Here is a 19,869-nt window from a genome sequence, read left to right as displayed (position 1 = left end):
GCGATCCAGATCCCCGGCGGCGATCGTCGGTTACCGCTTCGGTTGGGGAAAATCCACCGGAGGTTCGACCGGGACTTCCCCAGTTTTCTGCTGGCGGGCCAAAACCCGGTAAACGTCAACCATCTGGTGTTTCCCTTTCAACGCGAGCGGTCCCCAATGTTCCACTACAAACTGCTCGCGAATCAGGGTCAAAGTTTCCCGGGCGATCAATACCCGGCAAATACTCGACTGACGATCTTTTTCACAACTTTCCAACCGCGAGGCGATGTTGACGCTATCGCCGATCATGCCGTATTCGAGCCGTTCTTTCCCCCCCAAACTTCCGGCGACGATCGGTCCGGTATAAATGCCGACGCGCATCTGAATCACGGGCAACCCGCGCTGTTGCCACTCGCGATTGAGGATTTGCAGGCGATCGCTCATCGTCAAACCGCAAGACACCGCATTATAGGCATCTTCGGCAATTTCTTCGGGCTGCTGGCGGGCGATCGGCACCCCGAACGCCGCCATAATCCCATCCCCGGTAAACTTATTAATAATCCCGTGATGTTCTTGCACCACCTCGGTGAGCATTTCTAAATATTCGTTAAGCCATTCGAGCAAGGCTTCCGGAGGCATTTGCTCGGAAATCGTGCTGAAATCTTTGAGGTCGGTAAACAGCATGGTCGCGACTAGCTTTTGACCGGGGAGTTTGCCATTTTTGAGCAAGTGGTCGCGACTACTCCACAAGGCATCGGCAACTTCCGGCGAGGTACTTTGTCCGAGCAGTTTCATCACGATTTGCTGCTGGCGTCCGGACTGGTAGGCGCGGTAGGCGACCACGCCCGATCCGGCGATCGCCCACCCCAACACGGGGGTCACGAACGGTATCCAACCCGCCGCTAGGAAAATGCCCCAGGTGGTCAGAACCAAGACGCCGATCCCTCCGGCGCTGACCGCGACTAACAGCAACGGATGGCGGCACCACCAGGCGATCGCCGCGCCGCCGACAGTCCACGCCAGAATCCAAGCGATTTCCACCCCCTCCGACCAAAACCAGAACAAGGGCCGCCCGTCGATAACTGCACTGAGGAGTTGACTGAGCATCTGGGCGTGAATCACGACCCCCGCCATGAAGGGATGGCTGCTGGTGGAGCTGTAGGGAGTATAGTGTACGTCGCCGATACTCGGGGCGATCGTGCCGATCGCGATGATTTTATCTTCGATCCACTCCGGCGGTACTTGACGATCCAAGACTTGGGACAGGGTGACCGTTTCCACCGCTCGATCTTCGGCACGATAGTTGAGTAAAATTTGATACCCTTTGGCGTCGATCGTGGCGTAGCCGCCAGAGGTAGAAGTGAGCGGTTCAAACACGGCTTTACCCCAGACGATCGCCCCGGTCGGGCTCACTTCCGGCGCCAAGCCTTTGAGTTGGAGGTAGTGCAAGGCGAGGCGCAAGGAGAACGAATAGCGGGTTTTGCCCTCGATCTCGAAGGTCATCAAGTTGCGCCGAATCGGACCGTCCGGGTCGCTGACTAAATCGTTAAAGCCGATGCGGGCTTCGGGAAGGGTCGGCGGCGGATCTACGTTGTCGTTTTCGATCCCGATCAGGTTGGGGGCGTTCAGTTCGGCGACCAGTTCCTCGTAACCGGGAGGTTGGGATAAGTTACGGTAAAGATCGAGGCCGATCGCCGCCGGATCGTGCTGTTGCAGTTGGTTTAAGGCTTGGGCTAAGGTACGATCGCTCAAGGGCCAGCCGAAGCGGCTGAGGTCGTCTTCGGTAATGCCGACGACTAACAAGCGCGGGTCTGGGGGATCGTCGGGACGCAGGCGAATCATCCAATCGAAAACCAGCAGTTCCCAACGTTGTAAGGCACCGAGAGACCGCACGCCGACGAGGAGACTCGTAGTGCATAGGGCGGCGATCGCCACGACCCCTATCGGCGTTAAGTCCGGCAATTGTTTGCTCATTCGGTTCCACAAGTTAGAAAACACGAATCTCCTAAAACGGTTGAATGTTCCGGCGTTGCGAACCTGACGAAGGTACTGGCGGGGGTGGAGGGATGTTTTTGGATCGTCCATTTTCTATTTTGCACCATAGATCGATCGCTGCTAACGGGATGCCGTCTCGAAAAATAACCCCCCTGTCGGCGCGATCTCGGCGGCGTCGAACTCGGCGCCCACACCCGATCGCCCCATCGCTTTGACAACCGTAAGGCGGCGATCGCGCGTTTCTTTTCGAGTATGCCATGTTTTTCTATCGGGTGAGGGGCAAAACCCCCTATTCCTTCGCAGCTCAAACGGGCGACACGGCGCGATCTCACCCTGTCGCCGGGGAATTCACAAATCGAGATTCACGAAATCGCGATCGCCTTGGTCGTCAATTGCGGGATTTCGTCGGAGGTCGCCGTCGATGCGGGCAGGTATTCTACAAATACTTTCATTTCCTGCATCTGCACTGCCCCGAAAATCGTCGAGAGAGAAACATCGGAGGCGTCTTGTCCGGTTCCAATCCGGATTAAGCCATTTTGGGGGGCGCGGCGGGTCGCGTCGAACAAGTACCAGCGATCGCCTAAATAAGCTTCAAAACACGCATGAAAGTCCGGCGGTTCCAACCCGTAGGCGTAAGCAGAAACGAACCGCGCCGGAATATTGAGAGCCCGACAAAAGGCGATCCCCAAATGAGCAAAATCTCGACAGACTCCTTGGCGTTCCGTCGCCGTATCGTAAGCGGAAGTATGGGGGTTACTCGACCCGTAAAGATAGATCACTTTCTCGTAAATCCAGTTACAAATTGCCGTTACCCGCGAGTATCCCGGTTCTAAATGCCCGAACTCGGAATCGGCTAACCGCAAGAGGCGATCGGACTGACAGTAACGACTCGGATAGAGATAGTGCAGCATTTCTACAGGCAAATCCGCCGGGGCGACTTCGGCGATCGTTCCCGGATCGCCATAATAATGAGACATTTCTACCTTCGCCCAGTAGGACAATTGCAAGCGCGTATTTGCCGGAACGTTGAGGCGAAAATAGCGATTTTCTGAAAAGGGAGAATAGTATTCGTCGATCTCGATGTCCGGTGAAATTTCCAGTAATTCGTTGAGGAGTTTTTGATAGTTAGTTTCCACCACCCGCAAGTTAAAGACAAAGGTACTCCAAGAGTCCACTTGATAGCTGAGTTGACACCCTAAGTTAAATTTCATAATCGGGGAAATAATCGATATATTCTCTATTCAGTGAAGTTTAGATCTCTAAAAACAATCAATAATGACTATATAGCCCTCTTCAATTGGTTGTAAACTTTAGGGATTGTATGGACGCGGGAATGCCTTGTCCGTACGGGGATTTGGCAACTTTCCCAGATCGATCTCAGATTCAACTTATTTAAGAATACTATACTTTAGAACAGCAAACCTCTCGATCTCTGTTCGCAATCATACAAAATCCGATCTCCAAACACGAATGGCTTGTCTAGCTAACTCCTGTTGGCGGCGCGCGATCGAATCGGGAGTCCAATCATCATTAGTAATTTGTTGCGTCAAAATGTAACTACTTTGTTGATATTTTTGTCGTTTTATATCGTATTTCTTTTGGCCAATTTCTCGATTGAAAGAAGGCTCTAAAAAAGTAAGATTACCGAGGCGATAACGCATGTCAGCCATCTGTTCGTTTGTAAACTCTTGTTCCCATTGACGATCGGGTGATTCTGGTAAAATATGTTCTATAGATGGAGTTTCCTCATTAATGGGTTTGCCCGATACATAATTTTCAAGTTTTGCCAAAATATAGCGAACTAGCTTTTTCTTTTGTCCCTTAGTTTCAATCTTCAATACAGAAAAATCACGTTCAAATTTTTCATCGCTCACATAAACCGGACGTAATTTCTCAAAAACTTCCCGGGGGCGATCGATTTGTTGTGAATCAATATCAATAGCAACTTGATTGTAAATCCTTTCTAATTCATTCGTATCGGCTAAAAATGCTGCAAGGCGATCGCCAAACTGAATGATATCCGTCAACGAGTTGAGGCGATCGCGGAAATATTCAAAAGCTTTCCACAACAGTTGATTGGATTTTGTAAGTTTACGAATATTTCGAGGTTCTCTAAGGTTAATTAAATTACTTTTATAAAAATCATTATTGTTGTTGTTTAAAATGAGTTTACTAGAATAGCGGAGAGAACGAGGATCTTTATCTCCTAAATAAGTTCGTCTTAAAATTTCTTGTCTTTCTCGATTGGCTTCCGGATCGATATCGTTGGCAATTAAGGTCTCTAATCGATCGATGACAACCGTTGCTAAAATACTGAGAGTAGCCAACCGTTGTTGACCGTCAATGATGGTAAAATATTTGTCCGATTCTAGAGAACTTTGAAGGACGATCGCACCCATATAATGAATGGGGGTTTGTTCGGTTAATAAACTTTCTATATCTTGCCAAAGATCTTCCCAATTTTCTTCATTCCACGAGTAATCTCTTTGAAATGGAGGAACTCGGTAGATTTTACCATTGCTTATTAGATCGCCAAAGTTTGTTGTCCTCGTATCGAGCAAGCTGTGAATCATCGGTTTTATTAATACTGGTTGAGTGTTTGTTATAAAAAAAACCAAGTATAACGGGTACTTTCAATCGCCGCAATCTTTAAAATCAGAAACAAATAGTCCGATCTTTAGCGTTCGATGCCTTTAAATCGTTCTTTGGCGGCTTCAAAAGCTTCTTTCATAGCGGCTTGAATTTTTTCGGGGTCGGGTTTTTTGCCGCCCATGAGATCGCCGAAATAGACGCAAGCGCCTTCGCCGAGAGCCCATGTATAAGCGGCGGCCCAGGAGGCGGCGATCGCGCTGCCCAGAATGGGGATAAATTTGATCAATTCGCGTCCGATGACTTGTGCGAGAAAACCCCCCGCGATCGCGCTGACCACGCCCCCCGCTTGGGAAGGGCTGAGGGTTTGGCCGTACAAACGCCCGAGGAGTCCGACCATCGACACCTGTAAGGCGGTCAGGACGGGCATCGTGGCGAAGGGCAGGGGAACCGCCGCCAAGGTCGCCGCCGCGATCGCGAAGGCTAAAATATAACGGCGTCCCACGTCTCTGTATAAATCACCCAGTTGTTTTCCGGCTTTTTCGTCGAGTAATTCGTAAATGGCGCGGGCTTCGGCTTCGGGGAGCAGTTCGGCTAGAGTATCTCGCAATGTTTCCAGGCCGTAGAACACGGGAGTATAGTCATCTTCTTCTAAGGTGAAATCGATCGCCACGGCCCGATCGCACAACGGCGCGAATGCCCCTTGTAAGTGCTCGAACGCCCGTTGGAGCTCCTCGAAATCGGGGGGATAGTCCGGGTGGTCGGCGGTGTGGGGCGGGTAAACCTCGTGCAAGCAGGTGACCGCCAGCAAGCAAGGAACGTCTGGATAGCGCGATCGTAGTTGTTCCGCCACCGTTCGCAGGGTTTCCGTGGCGAAATCGTTAATTTTCACCGTTAAAATCAAGATTTTGGCACGTCCTTGCTCTTTTTGTAGGTCGGCGGCCAACTCCTCGACGATCGCCTGGGTGTCTCGATTGGCGTCGCCGAGTCCGACGGTATCGGTAAAAATCAGTAAGGGCAGGTCTTCGGAAGGATAGGCGTAGCGTTGGGTATTTTGGGTGTGGGGGCGAAACCCCTGGCCGACGATCGCCGCCGAAACCCCAGTCAGACCGCGCACGATCGAGCTTTTCCCCGCTTGGGGTTTGCCGATTAACAGGGCTTCGGTGGTGGGGAGTTCGGCGCGAACCGCTTCTAGAATTTCCGCCACGCGATCGTCGCTGACGTTAAACCAATTGACCACGGTTTGGGCGGCGCGATCGATCGGCAGGGACTGCTTCAGCCGCGCCGTGGCTTGGTTCCAGAGGCTGCTGAGGCGGTTGAGGGAGTCTTTGCCGAGGGATTTTGACGGTTCGGTCTCGGGTCGGTTGGGTTCGTGGCGATCGTGCCTTTCGCTCATCGGTGTTGGATGCGGACGATAGAGAGGACCGTCTCTATTATTGAGCATTTTGTTTCGATCCCGTTGCCCTAGAGAGGACCGTCTCTATTATTGAGCATTTTGTTTCGATCCCGTTGCCCGGATAGATTGAAGTGGCGGCAATGGGGTGCTGGGTTGGGAATCGAAGATACAGGAGTTTCAATCCCGTTGCCGGGATTCATTGAATTTACAACAATAAGTAGGGACACAGCAGTGCTGTGTCCCTACAGGGTAAAAAGAGGTCACCCGATCGCCCTTCACGAACGATCGCCGCCCCCTCAACCCAACTTAACCGTAACCATCCCCCGTCACCTTCCCTCGGAAGACCACATATTGATAGATATTGTACGCCAGCATAATCGGAATTAAAAACCCGATAAACACCAACATAAACACCAGAGAACTCGCCGAAGCCGAACCCTCATAAATCGTGATCTGCATCGGAATAATGTACGGAAAAACGATCGCCGCCAACCCCAAAAAAGTTAGCAGAAAAATTCCGATCGTCCAAATAAACGGCCCCCGTTCTTCCTGCCGAGAGAGACTGCGCCACAACAAGCCCACCAGCAACACTCCCACCAGAGGCAAGGCGCCAAAAAAGTACACTTGCGGCACGTCAAACAAACGCGATCGCGCCGACTCGTAAAAAATCGGAGTGGCGATCGTAATCAAAATCGCCCCCAATAACGTCGTCGCCGCCGCCAATTTCGCCGTGCGATAGTGAGTTTTTTGCAAATCCCCCTCGGTCTTCATAATCAAATACGTCGAACCAATTAACACGTACCCCTGAATCAACGTCAACGCCACTAACAGCGACGGCAAATTCAACCAGTCCAAGGTCGAACCGATAAAATGGCCGTTTTCATCGACCTTAATCCCCGCCAAAACACCGCCGAGGGCAAATCCCTGACCTAAAGCGGCGAGAAAACTGCCGACGCCAAACGCATAATTCCAGAAAAACTTGCGATTGGAATGCTCGCGAAACTCGAACGCTACGGCGCGAAAAATAAACCCGAAAATCATCATAAAGATCGGGATATACAACGCATTGAGAATCGTGCTGTACGCCAACGGAAACGCACCGAACAACGCACCCCCCATCAACACCAACCAAGTCTCGTTAGCATCCCAAACATTGCTCAAACTGGTCATCAAAATCCCTCGGCGTTCCTCGTCGGACGAGGTAATCGACAAAATCCCCACGCCGAGATCGAAACCGTCGAGCATCACGTACAGGAACAGAAATAAGGCGAGAATCGCAAACCAAACTTGAGGCAAAAAATACTGTAAACTTTCCATGAGACCTCTTGCGGCTTAGGTTTCCAGAGGACGGCGATCCGGAGAATGCTTCACCGGGAGGCTGGTGGCGCGATCGAAAATCGGCACCGGAATGTTGAGATCGGGTCCTTTGCGGATAATCCGACTGCCGAAATAAAGGGCACACAAGAACAGCAAACTATAAACGATCGCAAATCCACACAAAGACACCAACACGTTCTCGGGAGGAAGCGAACTCGCCGCATCGGCGGTACGAATTTGTCCGTACAACGTCCACGGCTGGCGCCCCACACATCGCACGATCCAACCCGCCTCTACGGCGATGTAACCGAGAGGCGCCGCGAAAATCCAAGCGCGCATCAACCATCGCTGACCGTCGATTTCCGCATCGGATAACTTACCGCGTACCCACTGCAGCACAGTCCACAGCATCAACCCGGCGAAGAAAAAGCCAATCGCGACCATCACCCGGAAAGAATAGTAAATTAACCCCAATAAATGCGGGCGATCTTCCGGTTTCCACTCTTTCAACCCGAGTACGGGTTCGGACAAGATCGGTTTGAGTTCGAGAATGTAACCCAATCCGTTCGGGATCTTCAATTCCCAGTCATTTTGTTCCAATTCGTCATTGGGGAGTGCCACCAAACTCCAATCCGCAGGTTGTCCGGCGGGAATCGTTTCCCACTGCGCCTCCATGGCGGCGAGTTTCGCGGGTTGGTGGTGGTAAACTTGCTCCCCACTGAGGTGTCCCACGTAGATTTGCAGGGGCGCCACTGCGATCGCCACCGCCAGAACAATTTTTAACGCTTTAGCGAAAAAGGCACTATGGCGCTTATTGAGAATGTACCACGCCGCAATCCCGCCAATTACGAATAACGAAGTTTCCAACGTCGCCAGGAACATGTGCATGACGCTGTTGACCATGAACGGATTGAAAATCGCCTCGAAATAATCGCTGACGATGAATTTCCCATCGACCAACTCGCCGCCTGCAGGGGTTTGCAGCCAAGAATTGGCGGTCAAAATCCAGAACGTGGACAAATTCGCGCCGAATGCCACTAAAATCGTCGCAATATAGTGGACCACGGGGGGAACTCGTTCCCAACCGAACAGTACGATCCCCAGAAATCCGGCTTCTAACATGAACGCCATCGATGCTTCAAACCCGAGGACGCTGCCGAAAAAGTCGCCCACCGCTTCGGAAAATGGAGCCCAGTTGGTTCCGAATTGAAATTCCATCGGAACGCCGGAAGCCACGCCAATCCCGAAGTTGAGGACGTAGAGTTTCGCCCAAAATCGGGCGTGGTGGTAGTAGTCGGGATTGCGGGTTTTCAGCCACAATCCCTCGACGACGACGAGATAAATGGCCATTCCGGTCGTCAGAACGGGCCAGAGCATGTGAAAAATGGCAGTCAACGCGAATTGCATCCGCGAGAGTGCCACGGTGTCGTGGAGGAACTCCATAAGTTAAGAGATCGGGTAAACAGGTGTGTTTCAAACACCCGTCAGTATAGAAAATTTCGCGAAATCTGACAGGATGTCGCTGTATCCGAGGCTACTTTCCACACGGCGGCGATCGCCTTAAATCCCTCCTCCATCTTGTTGTAAAATTCGTGGGTTGTAGATACTGTATTGCCCTGTCCTTACGGGGATGTGGCGACTTGACCGGGTCGATCTCAGCTTCAACTAATTGAGAGACTGGTTATAAAATAAACATGAACAGCCCTGTTTGAGATGAGGCAATCGCCGGAGTAACTCTCGGGTTTGGAAACCCCACCCCTACAAGATTTTTTGATGTTTTCTTTATCGACAATCTTTTACAGTACTCGGGTGTCTTATGAGGTACAGTACCGATCCCCCTATCCTCCTTTCGCCCCCCCTTTCAAAGGGGGGTTGGGAGAATTTCGGGGGCAACGAGGAAAGTCCCCCTTTTCAAGGGGGATTTAGGGGGATCTAAATGTATTGCATACCAGAGGAACATGCTGTAGGACTACTATAAATTTTCGATCGCCATTGCAAATTGAGCCATACTCTCCGGTTCTCGATGGGAGGCTAATACTAAATAGTGAATCGAAATCATCGCTAAATCGGCGGCTAAACTACACTTACGCGGGTCGCCGACGCGCCAATCTCGATTGACAAACATGTTTTCGAGTTCTCGATAGGCTGTTTTAATCCCTTCGTAACAGTCTCGATAGGTTTCTAGGGAATGAATTTCCGGCGATCGCCCGTAACGTTCGATCAAAATTTGTTGCATCGGATCGAACCCCTCATTATACCAATAGGTTTCTAAAGGTTCGGCCTTTTCGTAAGGCTGGAGAAAGTCTCGGAAAATCTCGGGATAATGTTCCGCCAAATAGGTTAAATATTTGGTGGAATAGACCGCTAAATCGGCAAATGTATCTAAAATGGATTCGTCGGCGGTCGGTTTGACATTCTCGGTGAACATGGTTTCGAGGCGATCGTATTTTCGCGAAATTCCCGCAAATACGCCGAGGGCTTCCCCGTGTTTCTTCCAGCTATTTTTATAAACCAGGGTTTTTTTGTAATGGAGAATGCCGAGTAAGTTAAAAATATCCGCAAAAGAATAGGTTTCGACGGCGGGTTCCGGTTTCCAGAGATATTCAAAATATTCTCGTTCTCGGGAAGTGAAATTTAAACTCTTTTCCCATCGATCTTGCCCTTGAAAGATCTGGCTGAAATAGTCGATCGCCGCTATTTTTAAATCGGTCGTGGGTAGTTTTTCGAGCTGTCGGGCGATCGCGCGATCGCCGTCGCCGTGGCGGTAGCGGTTGTAAACGTAAAGTAGTTGCAAACTTTCGGACAGGAAGGGATCGGGAAAGTCGAGAAGTTCTCCGTCCAGGTTGCGATCGCCGGAGCGCATCTTTTCTTCGAGGAGGAACCATCGATCTAAATGGCGATCGAGTTGGCTAAATTCAGTGGTCAGTTGAGATGCCTGGAAACCGAATTCATAAACAGTTTTCGGTTTAAAATGAGCTAAATCATGGCGGATCGATTCGGCCTTGCTTTCGTCAATAAATGCCGAACCGATAAAATAACAACATTCTCCAATCTGGGTATCGGTCCAGGCGGCGATCGCCCCTTGCAAAATGCTACAAATGAAGTGGAAGGAAGCGAGGGAAGAATTGGAGAGATCGGCGCGATCGACAAACAGATTAAAATGCAGGCGATCGTCGCGAATTAACCCCTGTAAAATGGGCGTCGGGGAATTGAGAGCGATCGCCGCCGCGCGATCGCCGTCCTTCGAGGGATTTAATTTTAAAAGAACCTCTTTAAGCGGGTCGATCCCGTCGCGATCGCGCAAACTGATAGAGGAAAAAGCAAGGGGAGGGGTCGTAGTTTCTGAACTCCGATAGTGGCGGACGAGGCGATCGTTTTGGCGTCCGGAAATTGCCCCGATCGTTTGCACCAGATCGGCAAAAATGGAAGGGGTAGAAACGGCGATCGCGCCGACCCGTTCGCCGGGATGGGTGAGGTGAAAGGAGTACGATCGCGCTTCTCGAACGGGGCGATCGCCGACGGGGACCGTCACTCCTCGATGCAAAATTTCCTGAAGTCCTTCGCGCAAAGCATGAGTGACGTTTCTAGACATAAGACGTTGGAGCGAACGAGCATAAACACCGCTTCTTCCCCTCGAAAATGACAGCCAGTGGGAGTCATTTTGAGGCGGACATCACCCGATTATACGCAATTGTCGCGACGCGATCGCGCCAAAATCTAAACGGTCACGACGAAACTGCCGAGGGAGTGCTGGTGTCGTCGGGGATGTCATGTTCGACCACAAAGACATTGGCGTAGAGATTGGAGATCGCCTGTTTCCCTTGTTGGGTCAATTCCAAATAAACCAAGGCATCGTGAATATAGGGGAAAACCCCGGTCCAATAAAATGTAGGATAGTTTTTGCGCAGGTCGCCGGGGTCTTTATAGCCGACTTTTTGATTGAATCCGGTTTCTTCAAACTCGTAGAATAAAGCGGCAATTTTCTTTAAATAACGCGGGTCGCTTAACTGTCCGATCAGATCCGCCGCGCGCACTAAGCCGGGATAATTAATCGTATCTTGATGGTCGGCGGTGCTGGGAACGGGGAAGCGGGTGAGTTCGATATTGCGCTTAATTTCTTCGGCGTCGATCAGCTTGTGACCGCCGAAGCGTTCCTCGACGAACAATTTACCGCGATCGACGTGATAGGGAGTCAGACTGGCATCGGTGCGACCGATGGGAAGGGAGACCATCGTTCCATCCATGCCCGTAGCGTACCAGCCGTTGCGATCGTCGCGACAGACCCCTTTAACGTAACCGATATCGTGACAGAGGAGGGAAATAATAAAGTGCAGCCAATCTTCGCAGGAAACGCCGCCTTCGCGGATGTGTTTGCCGCGCAGAATTTCTTGACCGACGAGGGTAACGAGGATCGTATGTTCGACGTTGTGGTAGAGGGCGTCACTGTTGGCGATATTTTCTAAAGCCATACCGCCCGCCCAGGCTAAAATATCGGCGTAGTCGGGCTTAAGCCCTCCGTACATGCGATGGTAAGCCTCGCGGAGTTTTTCAACGAAGTCGGCAATCAGGAGTTGGGTGGCGCTATACATATCCAGAGGGTTTGGGAATCTAGGCAAGCCGTAACAAGACAATAAGTATATACTCCCCAGACTGATGAAGATGCTGCCCGATCTCGGAGATAGGAAAACTCCGGGAAAGGAGTTAGACCTCTGACCCGACGGCGGGCTGGAGTGGAATCCCGGAATCGAGACCGGGGCGAACCGACGGTTCGACCCTATTTGTTAATCATAATAAGCATCATAATAAGCAAGGTTATCAATTTTCGGAACTCGATTCCGACGGGGAGGGGGGAAGGACTGCCGGATCGCGATCGCCGATCGCGCGCCACGCCGCCTCGACGGTTTCGGGAGGATAGCCCCACGTGCGGCACAGTTCGAGGACGCGATCGCGGTTGAAGCGGGGGACATCGGGGGAATCCGCCACGACGACGCCGATTCCGTAGAGCAGTTGGGGCAGGGACAGGGAGCGCGCGTCGGCGTCGGCGTCGGTCAGTTGAGTGGGTTTAGCTAAGGCATCGACGAGCTGATGCACTCGGCGCAGTTGTTCGTCGTTCCCGGGGTCTGCTGCGGGGCACTTCGGTGGGGAGGGCGAACGGCGGCGGGTCGCCAGTCCGGCGAAAAAGGCGCCGGAAATTGTTCCGGTCCACAAGCCCGCGATACTGCCCTCCCACACCGATCCCGGCGTCATCCAGGCGCGACAGAGGGCGCTGAGGGCTTCCGGGCGATCGCCGCAGGTTTGAGTCCGCGCCAGCCAGGTCATCTGACCGCCCACATAGGCGCCGAACAGACCGGAAATGAGGGCGATCGCCGTACAGATCCAGACCCGGTGTTTGACCGGACCGGGGCGATCGCCGTTACCGTGTTCGCTCATGGTGTTAAGCCCCTCTCCGGGGCGATCGGGCGACAAGCCGCCACGTCGAGACCTGGATTAACCCGTGTTTCGCATTCCCGCAGCGATCCCGTTGATGGTTAACAACGCCCCGCGCAGCAGTTCACCCTTACTGTAGCGCGAGTGAATCACGCCGGGAACCGAATGGGTTTGGTGTTCGCGCAGGCGCTTGAGTAAGGAGACTTGCAAAAAGCCGAGGGGAACGATCGTGCCGTTGCGCAACTGCACCGACCGTTGCAAATCGGGATCGCCGTCTAGCAGGCGTTGGTGTTCGGTAATTTGCAACACCAAATTTCGGGTGAGGGCGTATTCGTTGGCGATTTGGTCGAATACCGCCTCAAAGCGATCGCGGTTCTGGGGTTGACTCAGTTCGCGCACGTAATGGTGGGCGATTTCCAAATCCACCTTGGACAGGGTCATTTCCACCTTAGAAATCACCATTTTGAAAAACGGCCATTTCAGATAGAAATAGCGGAACAGCTTGAGATGTTCTTCCGGTTCTTGTTGTAAGAACTCTTGCAGGGCCGTTCCCACCCCGTACCACGCCGGGAGGAGGAAGCGGGTTTGGGTCCAGCTAAACACCCAAGGAATGGCGCGCAGGGAGCTTAAATCGCGCTTGCCGGAACTGCGGCGCGCCGGACGGGAGGAGATTTGCAGTTTGCTGATTTCGTCGATCGGGGTAATTTCGAGGAAGAAATCGATAAAGTCCGGTTGTTCGTAGATCAGGGAACGGTAGTGCTTGCGCGATCGCACCGCCAGTTCTTCCATGATCTGATTCCACGGTTCGATATTGTCGAATCCGGTACCGAGTAAACTCGACTCGATCACCGCCGTCGAAATTGTTTCTAAATTAAACAAGGCCAATTCCGGCAGGGTGTACTTACTCGCGAGCACTTCCCCTTGCTCGGTGATTTTAATGCGTCCGTTGATACTGCGTCCCGGTTGAGCCAAAATCGCCTCGTAAGCCGGACCGCCGCCGCGACCGACGGAACCGCCGCGACCGTGGAAGATTCGCAAGGTGACCCCGTGAGCTTCGGCAATTTTTTGCAGGGCTTTTTGGGCTTTGTGAATTTCCCAGTTGCTGCTGAGGAAGCCGGAATCTTTGTTGCTGTCGGAGTAGCCGAGCATGACTTCCTGTAATTTGAGCACGTGGGCGTCGCTTTTGAGATTGCCGCGACCGGGGCGATCGCCGTTCTCCCGTTCTTGGGCCGCCGCGAGCAACTCGCTCGCCTGATAGCCGCCTTCGAGCATGACTCGATAGAGGGGGAGAGAGAATAAGGATTCCATCACCCGGGGAGCGCGTTTGAGGTCTTCGACGGTTTCAAAGAGGGGAACCACTTGCACGGTGCCGATGCCGCTTCCCGGGTCGTACAGTCCCGCTTCTTTGGCCAGTAGCAGCACTTCGAGCAAGTCGCTGACTTCGTGGCTCATGCTGATCACGTAAGTCTGGCAGATTTCCGGGCCGAATTCTTCTTGCAAGGTGCGCACCATCCGCAAGGTGGCGATCGTCTCGCAAGTTGTTTCGGAAAATTGCAATTTTGAGGGAATCAGAGGCCGTCGGGTTTGCAGTTCCGAGACCAGCCACTCGACCCGTTCCTCTTCGCCGAGTTCGTCGTAGGGCTTGGGTAACACTTGCAAGTAATCTGCAATTTCGCCGACGGTGTCGCTGTGACGGGAGGATTCCTGGCGGATGTCGAGATGGGCTAAGTTAAAGCCGTAGATTTCGACTTGGCAGATCAGTTTTTCTAATTCGGTACAACTAAACCCCGTCGCGGCTAAGTTGCGTTCGATCAGGCGCAGTTCGTCGAGGAATTGGCCGCCGGAGGTGTACATCGCCGTCGTTTTGACTTCGGGGAGGTGGCGTTGCCAGTCTTCCTCTTCGTAGAGCTGCCAGTTGCGATCGCGGGTATTTTCCAGACGCTTGAGGACGTAGGACAGTTTCAAGCGGTAGGGTTCGTGACGGTAGCGGATCGCCAGTTGTTCGTAAAGACCGCCCATTTGCAAGCGGTCTTGTTCCAACGATTCGAGTAACTCCGGCAGGACGTCACTCCAGTGTAAGGACAAACTGAGAATTGAAATTAGGTTTTGGATCGAGGTAATGTATTTTTCCAAAACCAGATGGCGCTGGTAGCAAGCGGTTTTCCAGGTGACGTCCGGAGTACACGAGGGGTTGCCGTCGCGGTCGGCGCCGACCCAAGAGCCGAACTTGCAGAAATTTTTATTGGGGGCTTGCAGATGGGTGAAAGAGTGATGGAGCGATCGCGTCAGCCGTTTGTACAGTTCCGGCACCGCATCGAAGAGCACCTCTTTAAAATAGTGCAGGGTATAGTCTACTTCGTCGAGAACGCTCGGTTTGAACTGGTGCAGCTCGTCGGTACGCCACCAGAGACGAATTTCTTCGGTCAGTTGAGCGGTGAGCGCTTCCGATTCCCAAGACGATTCGAGCCCCCCGGCGTGGAGGCGCTGTTCGACGTAATCGAGTTGTTGCAGGATTTTGGCAACCCGCCGTTGTTTGGAGCGCAGGGTATGGCGCACGATTTCCGTCGGGTGGGCCGTAAACACTAACCGAATATCCAGATTTTCCATCAACCTCTGGATTTGTTGCGGCGGGACGTTGAGACGGCGCAACTTGGGAAACAGTCCCTCGAAGGTCGCCGAATCCCGTCGCGAACCTTCCGAAATCGGCGCGGGGGCGGCACTCAGGGTAGCCGAAGCGGCGCGATCGAAACTGGGTTGAGACGAGCGATTGCCGTTGGTTTCCGTGGTCGAGAGACTGGGGACGAAGCCGAGCAATTGATTGCGCTGTTCGTAATGTTGCTCGACGATATTAATTAATTGGAAATAGAGAGCAAAGGCCCGCGCAGCTCGAATCGCATCATTAATTTCCAGTCGTTCGATCAGTTTGATCGCCGCCGATTCCGACGAATCGGGCGCTTGTCCTTCAGGGGAAGAGAGCAAACGTAGTTTGCCAAGTAAATCCACCAATTCCTGACCGCACTCCGAGCAGAGTACGGACTCCCATAAGTCCTCCACTACTTTGAGGCGATGGCGCAGAAATAGGTCGGATGAATTGACCGTCATGAGTGGGTTTGAGGATTGGAGTCGCATGAGTCTAGATCCTATGCCAGATGAGGGAGGAGATTCCACAATTTTAGGCGGAATTCACGATGTTTTTGAAGCTTTGCCCCAGTGAATTGAGGCCGAGCGATGATGCGGTAAATCGTTTTTGATGGATAAAGGGGCGGGCATTGTCGGGTCAAAATTCAGCCCGATTTTTGCAGTTTGGAATAGAAAAAACCTGGGTTTGTTGACCAATTGAACTCAACTCCTCGATCGGCCATTTGAGGGCGAGGGCGAAACGGTGCAATCCCCAACCACAAAGAGGAAGCATCAGGCTGAAAAAGCAATAAAGGGTCGTAAAACATCAGGAATTTTCCGAGCTTCGCGGGGGAAAGTGAAGCACGGGCAGACGATCGCCGCGAAAGATTTCTTCACTGGCTTGACCGAGGGATTGTAACATTTCGCCGATCGCCTGGGTTCCCAAAATGGCCAATAGAACCGATGGGGTGGCCAGACTGACGAGAACTGAGGAAGATAGCTCGATCTCGGGAAGATCCGCTACGGGATCGAAGGGAGAGGGGGGGGGAGTCTCATTCATGAAAAAAGTCCTAAAAAATAAATGAGGTCGAAGGTGGAAAAGCGCTCGTCGCGATCGCGACGGCCTTTACATCTGAATATTGAGAGACGGGGGATCGCCTTCCCGTCGAGTGCGGGCAGCTTTTAGAAAGGTACCGCTCTCATTGTAAAATTGGCAGGTTGTCCTCTCGAAGTGACCTCCGATACAACTGAGTCAATTCCGAGTAAATTTCCGGTCGAATTTTCCCGGTGGCGATCGCTTCGGTGCTGTAGAAGATCGATCTCCGGGCTGACCCCGCCTTCGCTGTCAACTTCGGTCTGAGATATGCTATCTCTAAGGAGCAGATGACGCAGATCGGGGAATCGACACCGACAATGTTAAGGACTCACGAAGGGGTGGAAACACACAGTCGGTCAATGTTAATCCAATGGGCCGCTAAAACCTTGGAGCTTCCGGGCTTAAAGCTTCAGGTGCAAATTCGCGGCAACAATTTACACCTACTCTGTGAAGGCCCGGTTTGTCCGCCGAGGGCGATCGTCGAGTCGAATTTCGCTCGGGGGTTGCAAACCACTGCGCTTCAAAGTTTGCTGCCTCCGGACCGGCCCCAAATTTACGAGGTCTTTCTCTACGGTCGCGCCTTCGGCCAAAAACGACCCCTGTGGACCGTGCGTCTGGATCCCCAAAATCCGGAAGTCCGCGATCGCGTGGACGACGCCAGCACCGCCCCTACACCGCCCTCGGAAGAGGCAGGAGCGCCACCCGCCCCCGACCGCCTCCAACGGTGGGCGCGCCAACTGTCCCGCCGGGGCGATCGCGACGGACACGGAGCATTGGTGCAGGTGGTCGAACGCTATTTGAGCGAAACCCTCAGCGTCTTCGGCGTCTCGGTCAAGGTGACGATCTCGGAGGTCAAAACTCGCAAGTCCGAAGCCCCGGAAGCGACCCCGGCGCCCCAACGCCTCTGGATCTTCTGTCAGTCGGGGTACATTCCCGAGCCGTCCCTGCTCGCCGAACCCGTGGCGGAACGAGTGCGCGACCTCGAACTCGACGGCTTCCAAGATGCGGTGATTCTCGGACAAGTCCGTGGGGAAAACAAGCCGGAATGGATCCTGCGCGTGGATCTGACTCCGGCGACGACGATGTTGCAAACCTGGGCAAAATGGGGGGACGTGCAGGCGATCGCCCGACTGCTCGATCGCGCCTTGCTCAAAACCGGGGGACGGGTCTCCGGCGTTCTCAAAGAGTCCACCTTGCACTTGTTCTGCGGTTACGCCAATCCCGACCGGGTCGAGAACTTCGACTCGGCAAACCTCAAAATCCACAAGGAAACGACGATCGCCGCCATTACTCCCGTACTGGAGGCGATCGCCCCCCAAGGCATTCACGCCGCCACCCTCTACGGCTGTCGCGACCCCCTGCAAAGTGCGCAGCACTCCCAAGCTCCGCCCCTGTGGGTGGACTGGATCGAGATCGGGGCAGCTCGGGATCCCGACTTGTCCTTCTCGTCGATGGAACTGGCCCGTCAGGGCAATCTTGACGCCCTCCAATTTTTACTCGATCGCCTGCTCAACCCGGATCTCGATACCAAATTGGCCACTGGCGGGATTCGCGTCTCCCTGCGCCAAAAAGGGGACATCCTCCACGTGATGCTCGACGCTCCGATCTGTCCCCAACAAAGCGAATTGGCTCCGAAAATTGCCAAATTCCTGCGCCAACTCGATATCGAGGCGTTCGCCGGAGTGCGCCTCTACGGACGCCGCGCCGGACAAAAACACCCCCAATGGCGCCACGCTACCGACTTCAGCGCCGGATCGGCTCGGACCGAAACGGCGCCGGAGTTTGCTGTCAGCGAAACCGACAGTAATGACTTGCTCCCGGAACCCGGCGGGCTGATCCTGCATCCGGACTTTACCCAAGACGACTTGCAAGCCTGTCTGACTAAAACCCCTACCCCTGCGAGCGACCAACCGCGATCGAAACGCAAGGGTCTGGCGCGGGCGTTGCTGAAAACGGGTCTGTTCGTCACCCAAAAGGCAATTCCCACGGGAAACACCAACCGGACGCCGATCGCCCTGGTTTGGGGCGCGTTGGGCTTGTTGTTGGTGGTACAAGCGGACCGCTTCCTCGGGGGCCAGTCGTGGCCGCCACCGGAAAGCAGCGACGGCGCGATCGCCCTGACCCAAACCGAGGGAGAACCGACGGAGGGGCGATCGCTCGAGGTCAGCTCGCCGGAAGCGCCCGCCACCGACGCCAACGCCGAGAATGCGGTTTTCGACGAGTCCGGTTTTACCCGAGCCCAAACGGCGGCAGATGAGGGCTTCAGTTACGAGTTTCCCTCGTTCAATAGCGACCAGTTAGACCGACAAATCGCCAGTTATTTAGAATTTGTCGCCCGGGAAGGAACGCCGGACGTGCTGATCGTCGGCAGTTCCCGCGCCTTGCGGGGGGTGGATCCGGTGAATTTAGAAAAAGAATTGGCCGATCGCTATCCCAACTTGAACGTGTTTAATTTCGGCGTCAACGGCGCCACGGCGCAAGTGGTCGATTTCATCGTGCGCGAGTTGATTCCCGTGGAACAGTTACCGAAATTAATTTTATGGGCCGACGGCGCCCGGGCGTTTAATAGCGGGCGGGACGATCGCACTTTCGAGGCGATCGTCGCTTCCGAAGGTTACCGGGAAATCCAGCGCGGGGTTCGTCCCGCGATGCCCGAAAGTGCGGACGATCGCGGAGATCGCTCCCTGGCGTCCCTCAGTGAGGCCCTGGCGGCGACGGCAAAAGGACAACTCTCACTCAGACACAGTTACGAGAACTTGAACGACTGGCTCAACGACGCGCTGGCGGGGCGATCGGCCATTTACCCCCGACGCGATCGCCTCCACGCCGCCGCCACCGAGATGCTTTCCCAACTCGCCGCCCCCTCGAACGACGACGGCGCCACCCCGACGGTGGCGGAAACCCCGGAAATAGCTGCCGGGAACGACATCGACCCAGAACGGCGTCAAGCCTTGGCGCGATCGAGTTCGGACTTGTTACTCGGCACCCAACCCAACGGCTTTTTACCCTTATCGATTCGCTTCGATCCCAATACCTATTACGAAAAACACGCTCGGGTCTCTGGGGATTACGATGCGGATTACGAATCGTTCCAACTCAACGGGATTCAAACCGCAGCGCTCAAAAATTTGCTGGAGTTAACCCAAGCGCAACAAATTCCCGTGGTCTTTATTAATTTACCCCTCACCGAGGAATATCTCGATCCGGTGCGCCAGGAATACGAAGACCAATTTCAAACCTACATGCTGCGCTTGTCGATTGAAAATCAAGGGTTTAACTTCCGGGACTTGAGCGATTTGTGGCCGTCACAAAACGAGCATTTTTCCGATCCGAGTCACCTCAACCGCTACGGCGCTTACGAAGTCTCGGTTCACCTGTCGCAAGATCCGATGATTCCCTGGCCGCGAACTCAGTAGGATCGGAGCAGGGACGGGCGATCGCCTCCGAAAAT

General features: G+C 53.5%; 12 protein-coding genes. 1 reads left to right on the top strand and 11 read right to left on the bottom strand.

Translation table 11 applies throughout. The features are described 5' to 3' along the window. Positions 1 to 30: 30 nt before the first annotated feature. The 11 genes from HCG48_RS23370 to HCG48_RS23320 all read right to left on the bottom strand — a co-directional run bounded on the left by HCG48_RS23370 (position 31) and on the right by HCG48_RS23320 (position 16,382). Positions 31 to 2,064: a CHASE2 domain-containing protein gene (locus HCG48_RS23370; RefSeq protein ID WP_246259721.1), complete on the bottom strand. Its 2,034-nt coding sequence runs from the start codon at positions 2,062 to 2,064 to the stop codon at positions 31 to 33. Positions 2,065 to 2,336: 272 nt separating this feature from the next. Beyond that, complete coding sequence (locus tag HCG48_RS23365; protein WP_168571322.1) at positions 2,337 to 3,185, bottom strand: transglutaminase-like domain-containing protein; 849 nt, start codon at positions 3,183 to 3,185, stop codon at positions 2,337 to 2,339. Between the two features lie 231 nt (positions 3,186 to 3,416). Beyond that, the gene (locus HCG48_RS23360; protein WP_168571321.1) at positions 3,417 to 4,547 is read right to left on the bottom strand and encodes a DUF262 domain-containing protein; all 1,131 of its coding nucleotides are present in this window, start codon (positions 4,545 to 4,547) and stop codon (positions 3,417 to 3,419) included. A gap of 104 nt (positions 4,548 to 4,651) precedes the next feature. Next, positions 4,652 to 6,007, bottom strand: coding sequence for a GTPase family protein (locus HCG48_RS23355; RefSeq protein WP_375339321.1), 1,356 nt, complete (start codon positions 6,005 to 6,007; stop codon positions 4,652 to 4,654). Between the two features lie 258 nt (positions 6,008 to 6,265). Beyond that, positions 6,266 to 7,276 carry a cytochrome d ubiquinol oxidase subunit II gene (gene cydB / locus HCG48_RS23350; RefSeq protein WP_168571320.1) on the bottom strand — a complete coding sequence of 337 codons (1,011 nt, stop codon included), beginning with the start codon at positions 7,274 to 7,276 and terminating at the stop codon, positions 6,266 to 6,268. Between the two features lie 15 nt (positions 7,277 to 7,291). After that, the gene (locus tag HCG48_RS23345; RefSeq protein ID WP_168571319.1) at positions 7,292 to 8,719 is read right to left on the bottom strand and encodes a cytochrome ubiquinol oxidase subunit I; all 1,428 of its coding nucleotides are present in this window, start codon (positions 8,717 to 8,719) and stop codon (positions 7,292 to 7,294) included. 529 nt (positions 8,720 to 9,248) lie between these two features. Next, the gene (locus HCG48_RS23340; RefSeq protein WP_168571318.1) at positions 9,249 to 10,868 is read right to left on the bottom strand and encodes a hypothetical protein; all 1,620 of its coding nucleotides are present in this window, start codon (positions 10,866 to 10,868) and stop codon (positions 9,249 to 9,251) included. A gap of 133 nt (positions 10,869 to 11,001) precedes the next feature. Further along, positions 11,002 to 11,865, bottom strand: coding sequence for an Npun_R2479 family HD domain-containing metalloprotein (locus HCG48_RS23335; protein WP_168571317.1), 864 nt, complete (start codon positions 11,863 to 11,865; stop codon positions 11,002 to 11,004). Between the two features lie 226 nt (positions 11,866 to 12,091). Then, positions 12,092 to 12,706 carry a hypothetical protein gene (locus tag HCG48_RS25605; protein ID WP_210437118.1) on the bottom strand — a complete coding sequence of 205 codons (615 nt, stop codon included), beginning with the start codon at positions 12,704 to 12,706 and terminating at the stop codon, positions 12,092 to 12,094. A gap of 57 nt (positions 12,707 to 12,763) precedes the next feature. Continuing rightward, entirely contained in the window at positions 12,764 to 15,805 is a 3,042-nt protein-coding gene (locus tag HCG48_RS23325) for a phosphoenolpyruvate carboxylase (protein ID WP_246259720.1), read from the bottom strand. 343 nt (positions 15,806 to 16,148) lie between these two features. Continuing rightward, positions 16,149 to 16,382 (bottom strand): hypothetical protein, encoded by a 234-nt coding sequence (locus HCG48_RS23320; protein ID WP_168571315.1) that lies wholly within the window; start codon positions 16,380 to 16,382, stop codon positions 16,149 to 16,151. A 395-nt stretch (positions 16,383 to 16,777) separates the two neighbouring features. Between HCG48_RS23320 and HCG48_RS23315 the strand changes: the two genes are divergently transcribed. After that, positions 16,778 to 19,834, top strand: coding sequence for a DUF1574 domain-containing protein (locus tag HCG48_RS23315; protein WP_168571314.1), 3,057 nt, complete (start codon positions 16,778 to 16,780; stop codon positions 19,832 to 19,834). Positions 19,835 to 19,869 lie beyond the last annotated feature (35 nt).

Source organism: Oxynema aestuarii AP17 (assembly GCF_012295525.1).
GTDB classification, from domain to species: Bacteria; Cyanobacteriota; Cyanobacteriia; order Cyanobacteriales; family Laspinemataceae; genus Oxynema; species Oxynema aestuarii.
Note: the sequence above shows the minus strand (reverse complement) of the source record. Positions and strands in the feature narration are given on the sequence as shown.

Coding starts and splice junctions, on each gene's coding strand:
- HCG48_RS23320 (WP_168571315.1), bottom strand. CDS start 16,382: ATGAATGAGACTCCCCCCCCCTCTCCCTTCGATCCCGTAGCGGATCTT.
- cydB (WP_168571320.1), bottom strand. CDS start 7,276: ATGGAAAGTTTACAGTATTTTTTGCCTCAAGTTTGGTTTGCGATTCTC.
- HCG48_RS25605 (WP_210437118.1), bottom strand. CDS start 12,706: ATGAGCGAACACGGTAACGGCGATCGCCCCGGTCCGGTCAAACACCGG.
- HCG48_RS23365 (WP_168571322.1), bottom strand. CDS start 3,185: ATGAAATTTAACTTAGGGTGTCAACTCAGCTATCAAGTGGACTCTTGG.
- HCG48_RS23340 (WP_168571318.1), bottom strand. CDS start 10,868: ATGTCTAGAAACGTCACTCATGCTTTGCGCGAAGGACTTCAGGAAATT.
- HCG48_RS23325 (WP_246259720.1), bottom strand. CDS start 15,805: ATGACGGTCAATTCATCCGACCTATTTCTGCGCCATCGCCTCAAAGTA.
- HCG48_RS23355 (WP_375339321.1), bottom strand. CDS start 6,007: ATGCTCAATAATAGAGACGGTCCTCTCTATCGTCCGCATCCAACACCG.
- HCG48_RS23335 (WP_168571317.1), bottom strand. CDS start 11,865: ATGTATAGCGCCACCCAACTCCTGATTGCCGACTTCGTTGAAAAACTC.
- HCG48_RS23370 (WP_246259721.1), bottom strand. CDS start 2,064: ATGGACGATCCAAAAACATCCCTCCACCCCCGCCAGTACCTTCGTCAG.
- HCG48_RS23315 (WP_168571314.1), top strand. CDS start 16,778: ATGTTAATCCAATGGGCCGCTAAAACCTTGGAGCTTCCGGGCTTAAAG.
- HCG48_RS23360 (WP_168571321.1), bottom strand. CDS start 4,547: ATGATTCACAGCTTGCTCGATACGAGGACAACAAACTTTGGCGATCTA.
- HCG48_RS23345 (WP_168571319.1), bottom strand. CDS start 8,719: ATGGAGTTCCTCCACGACACCGTGGCACTCTCGCGGATGCAATTCGCG.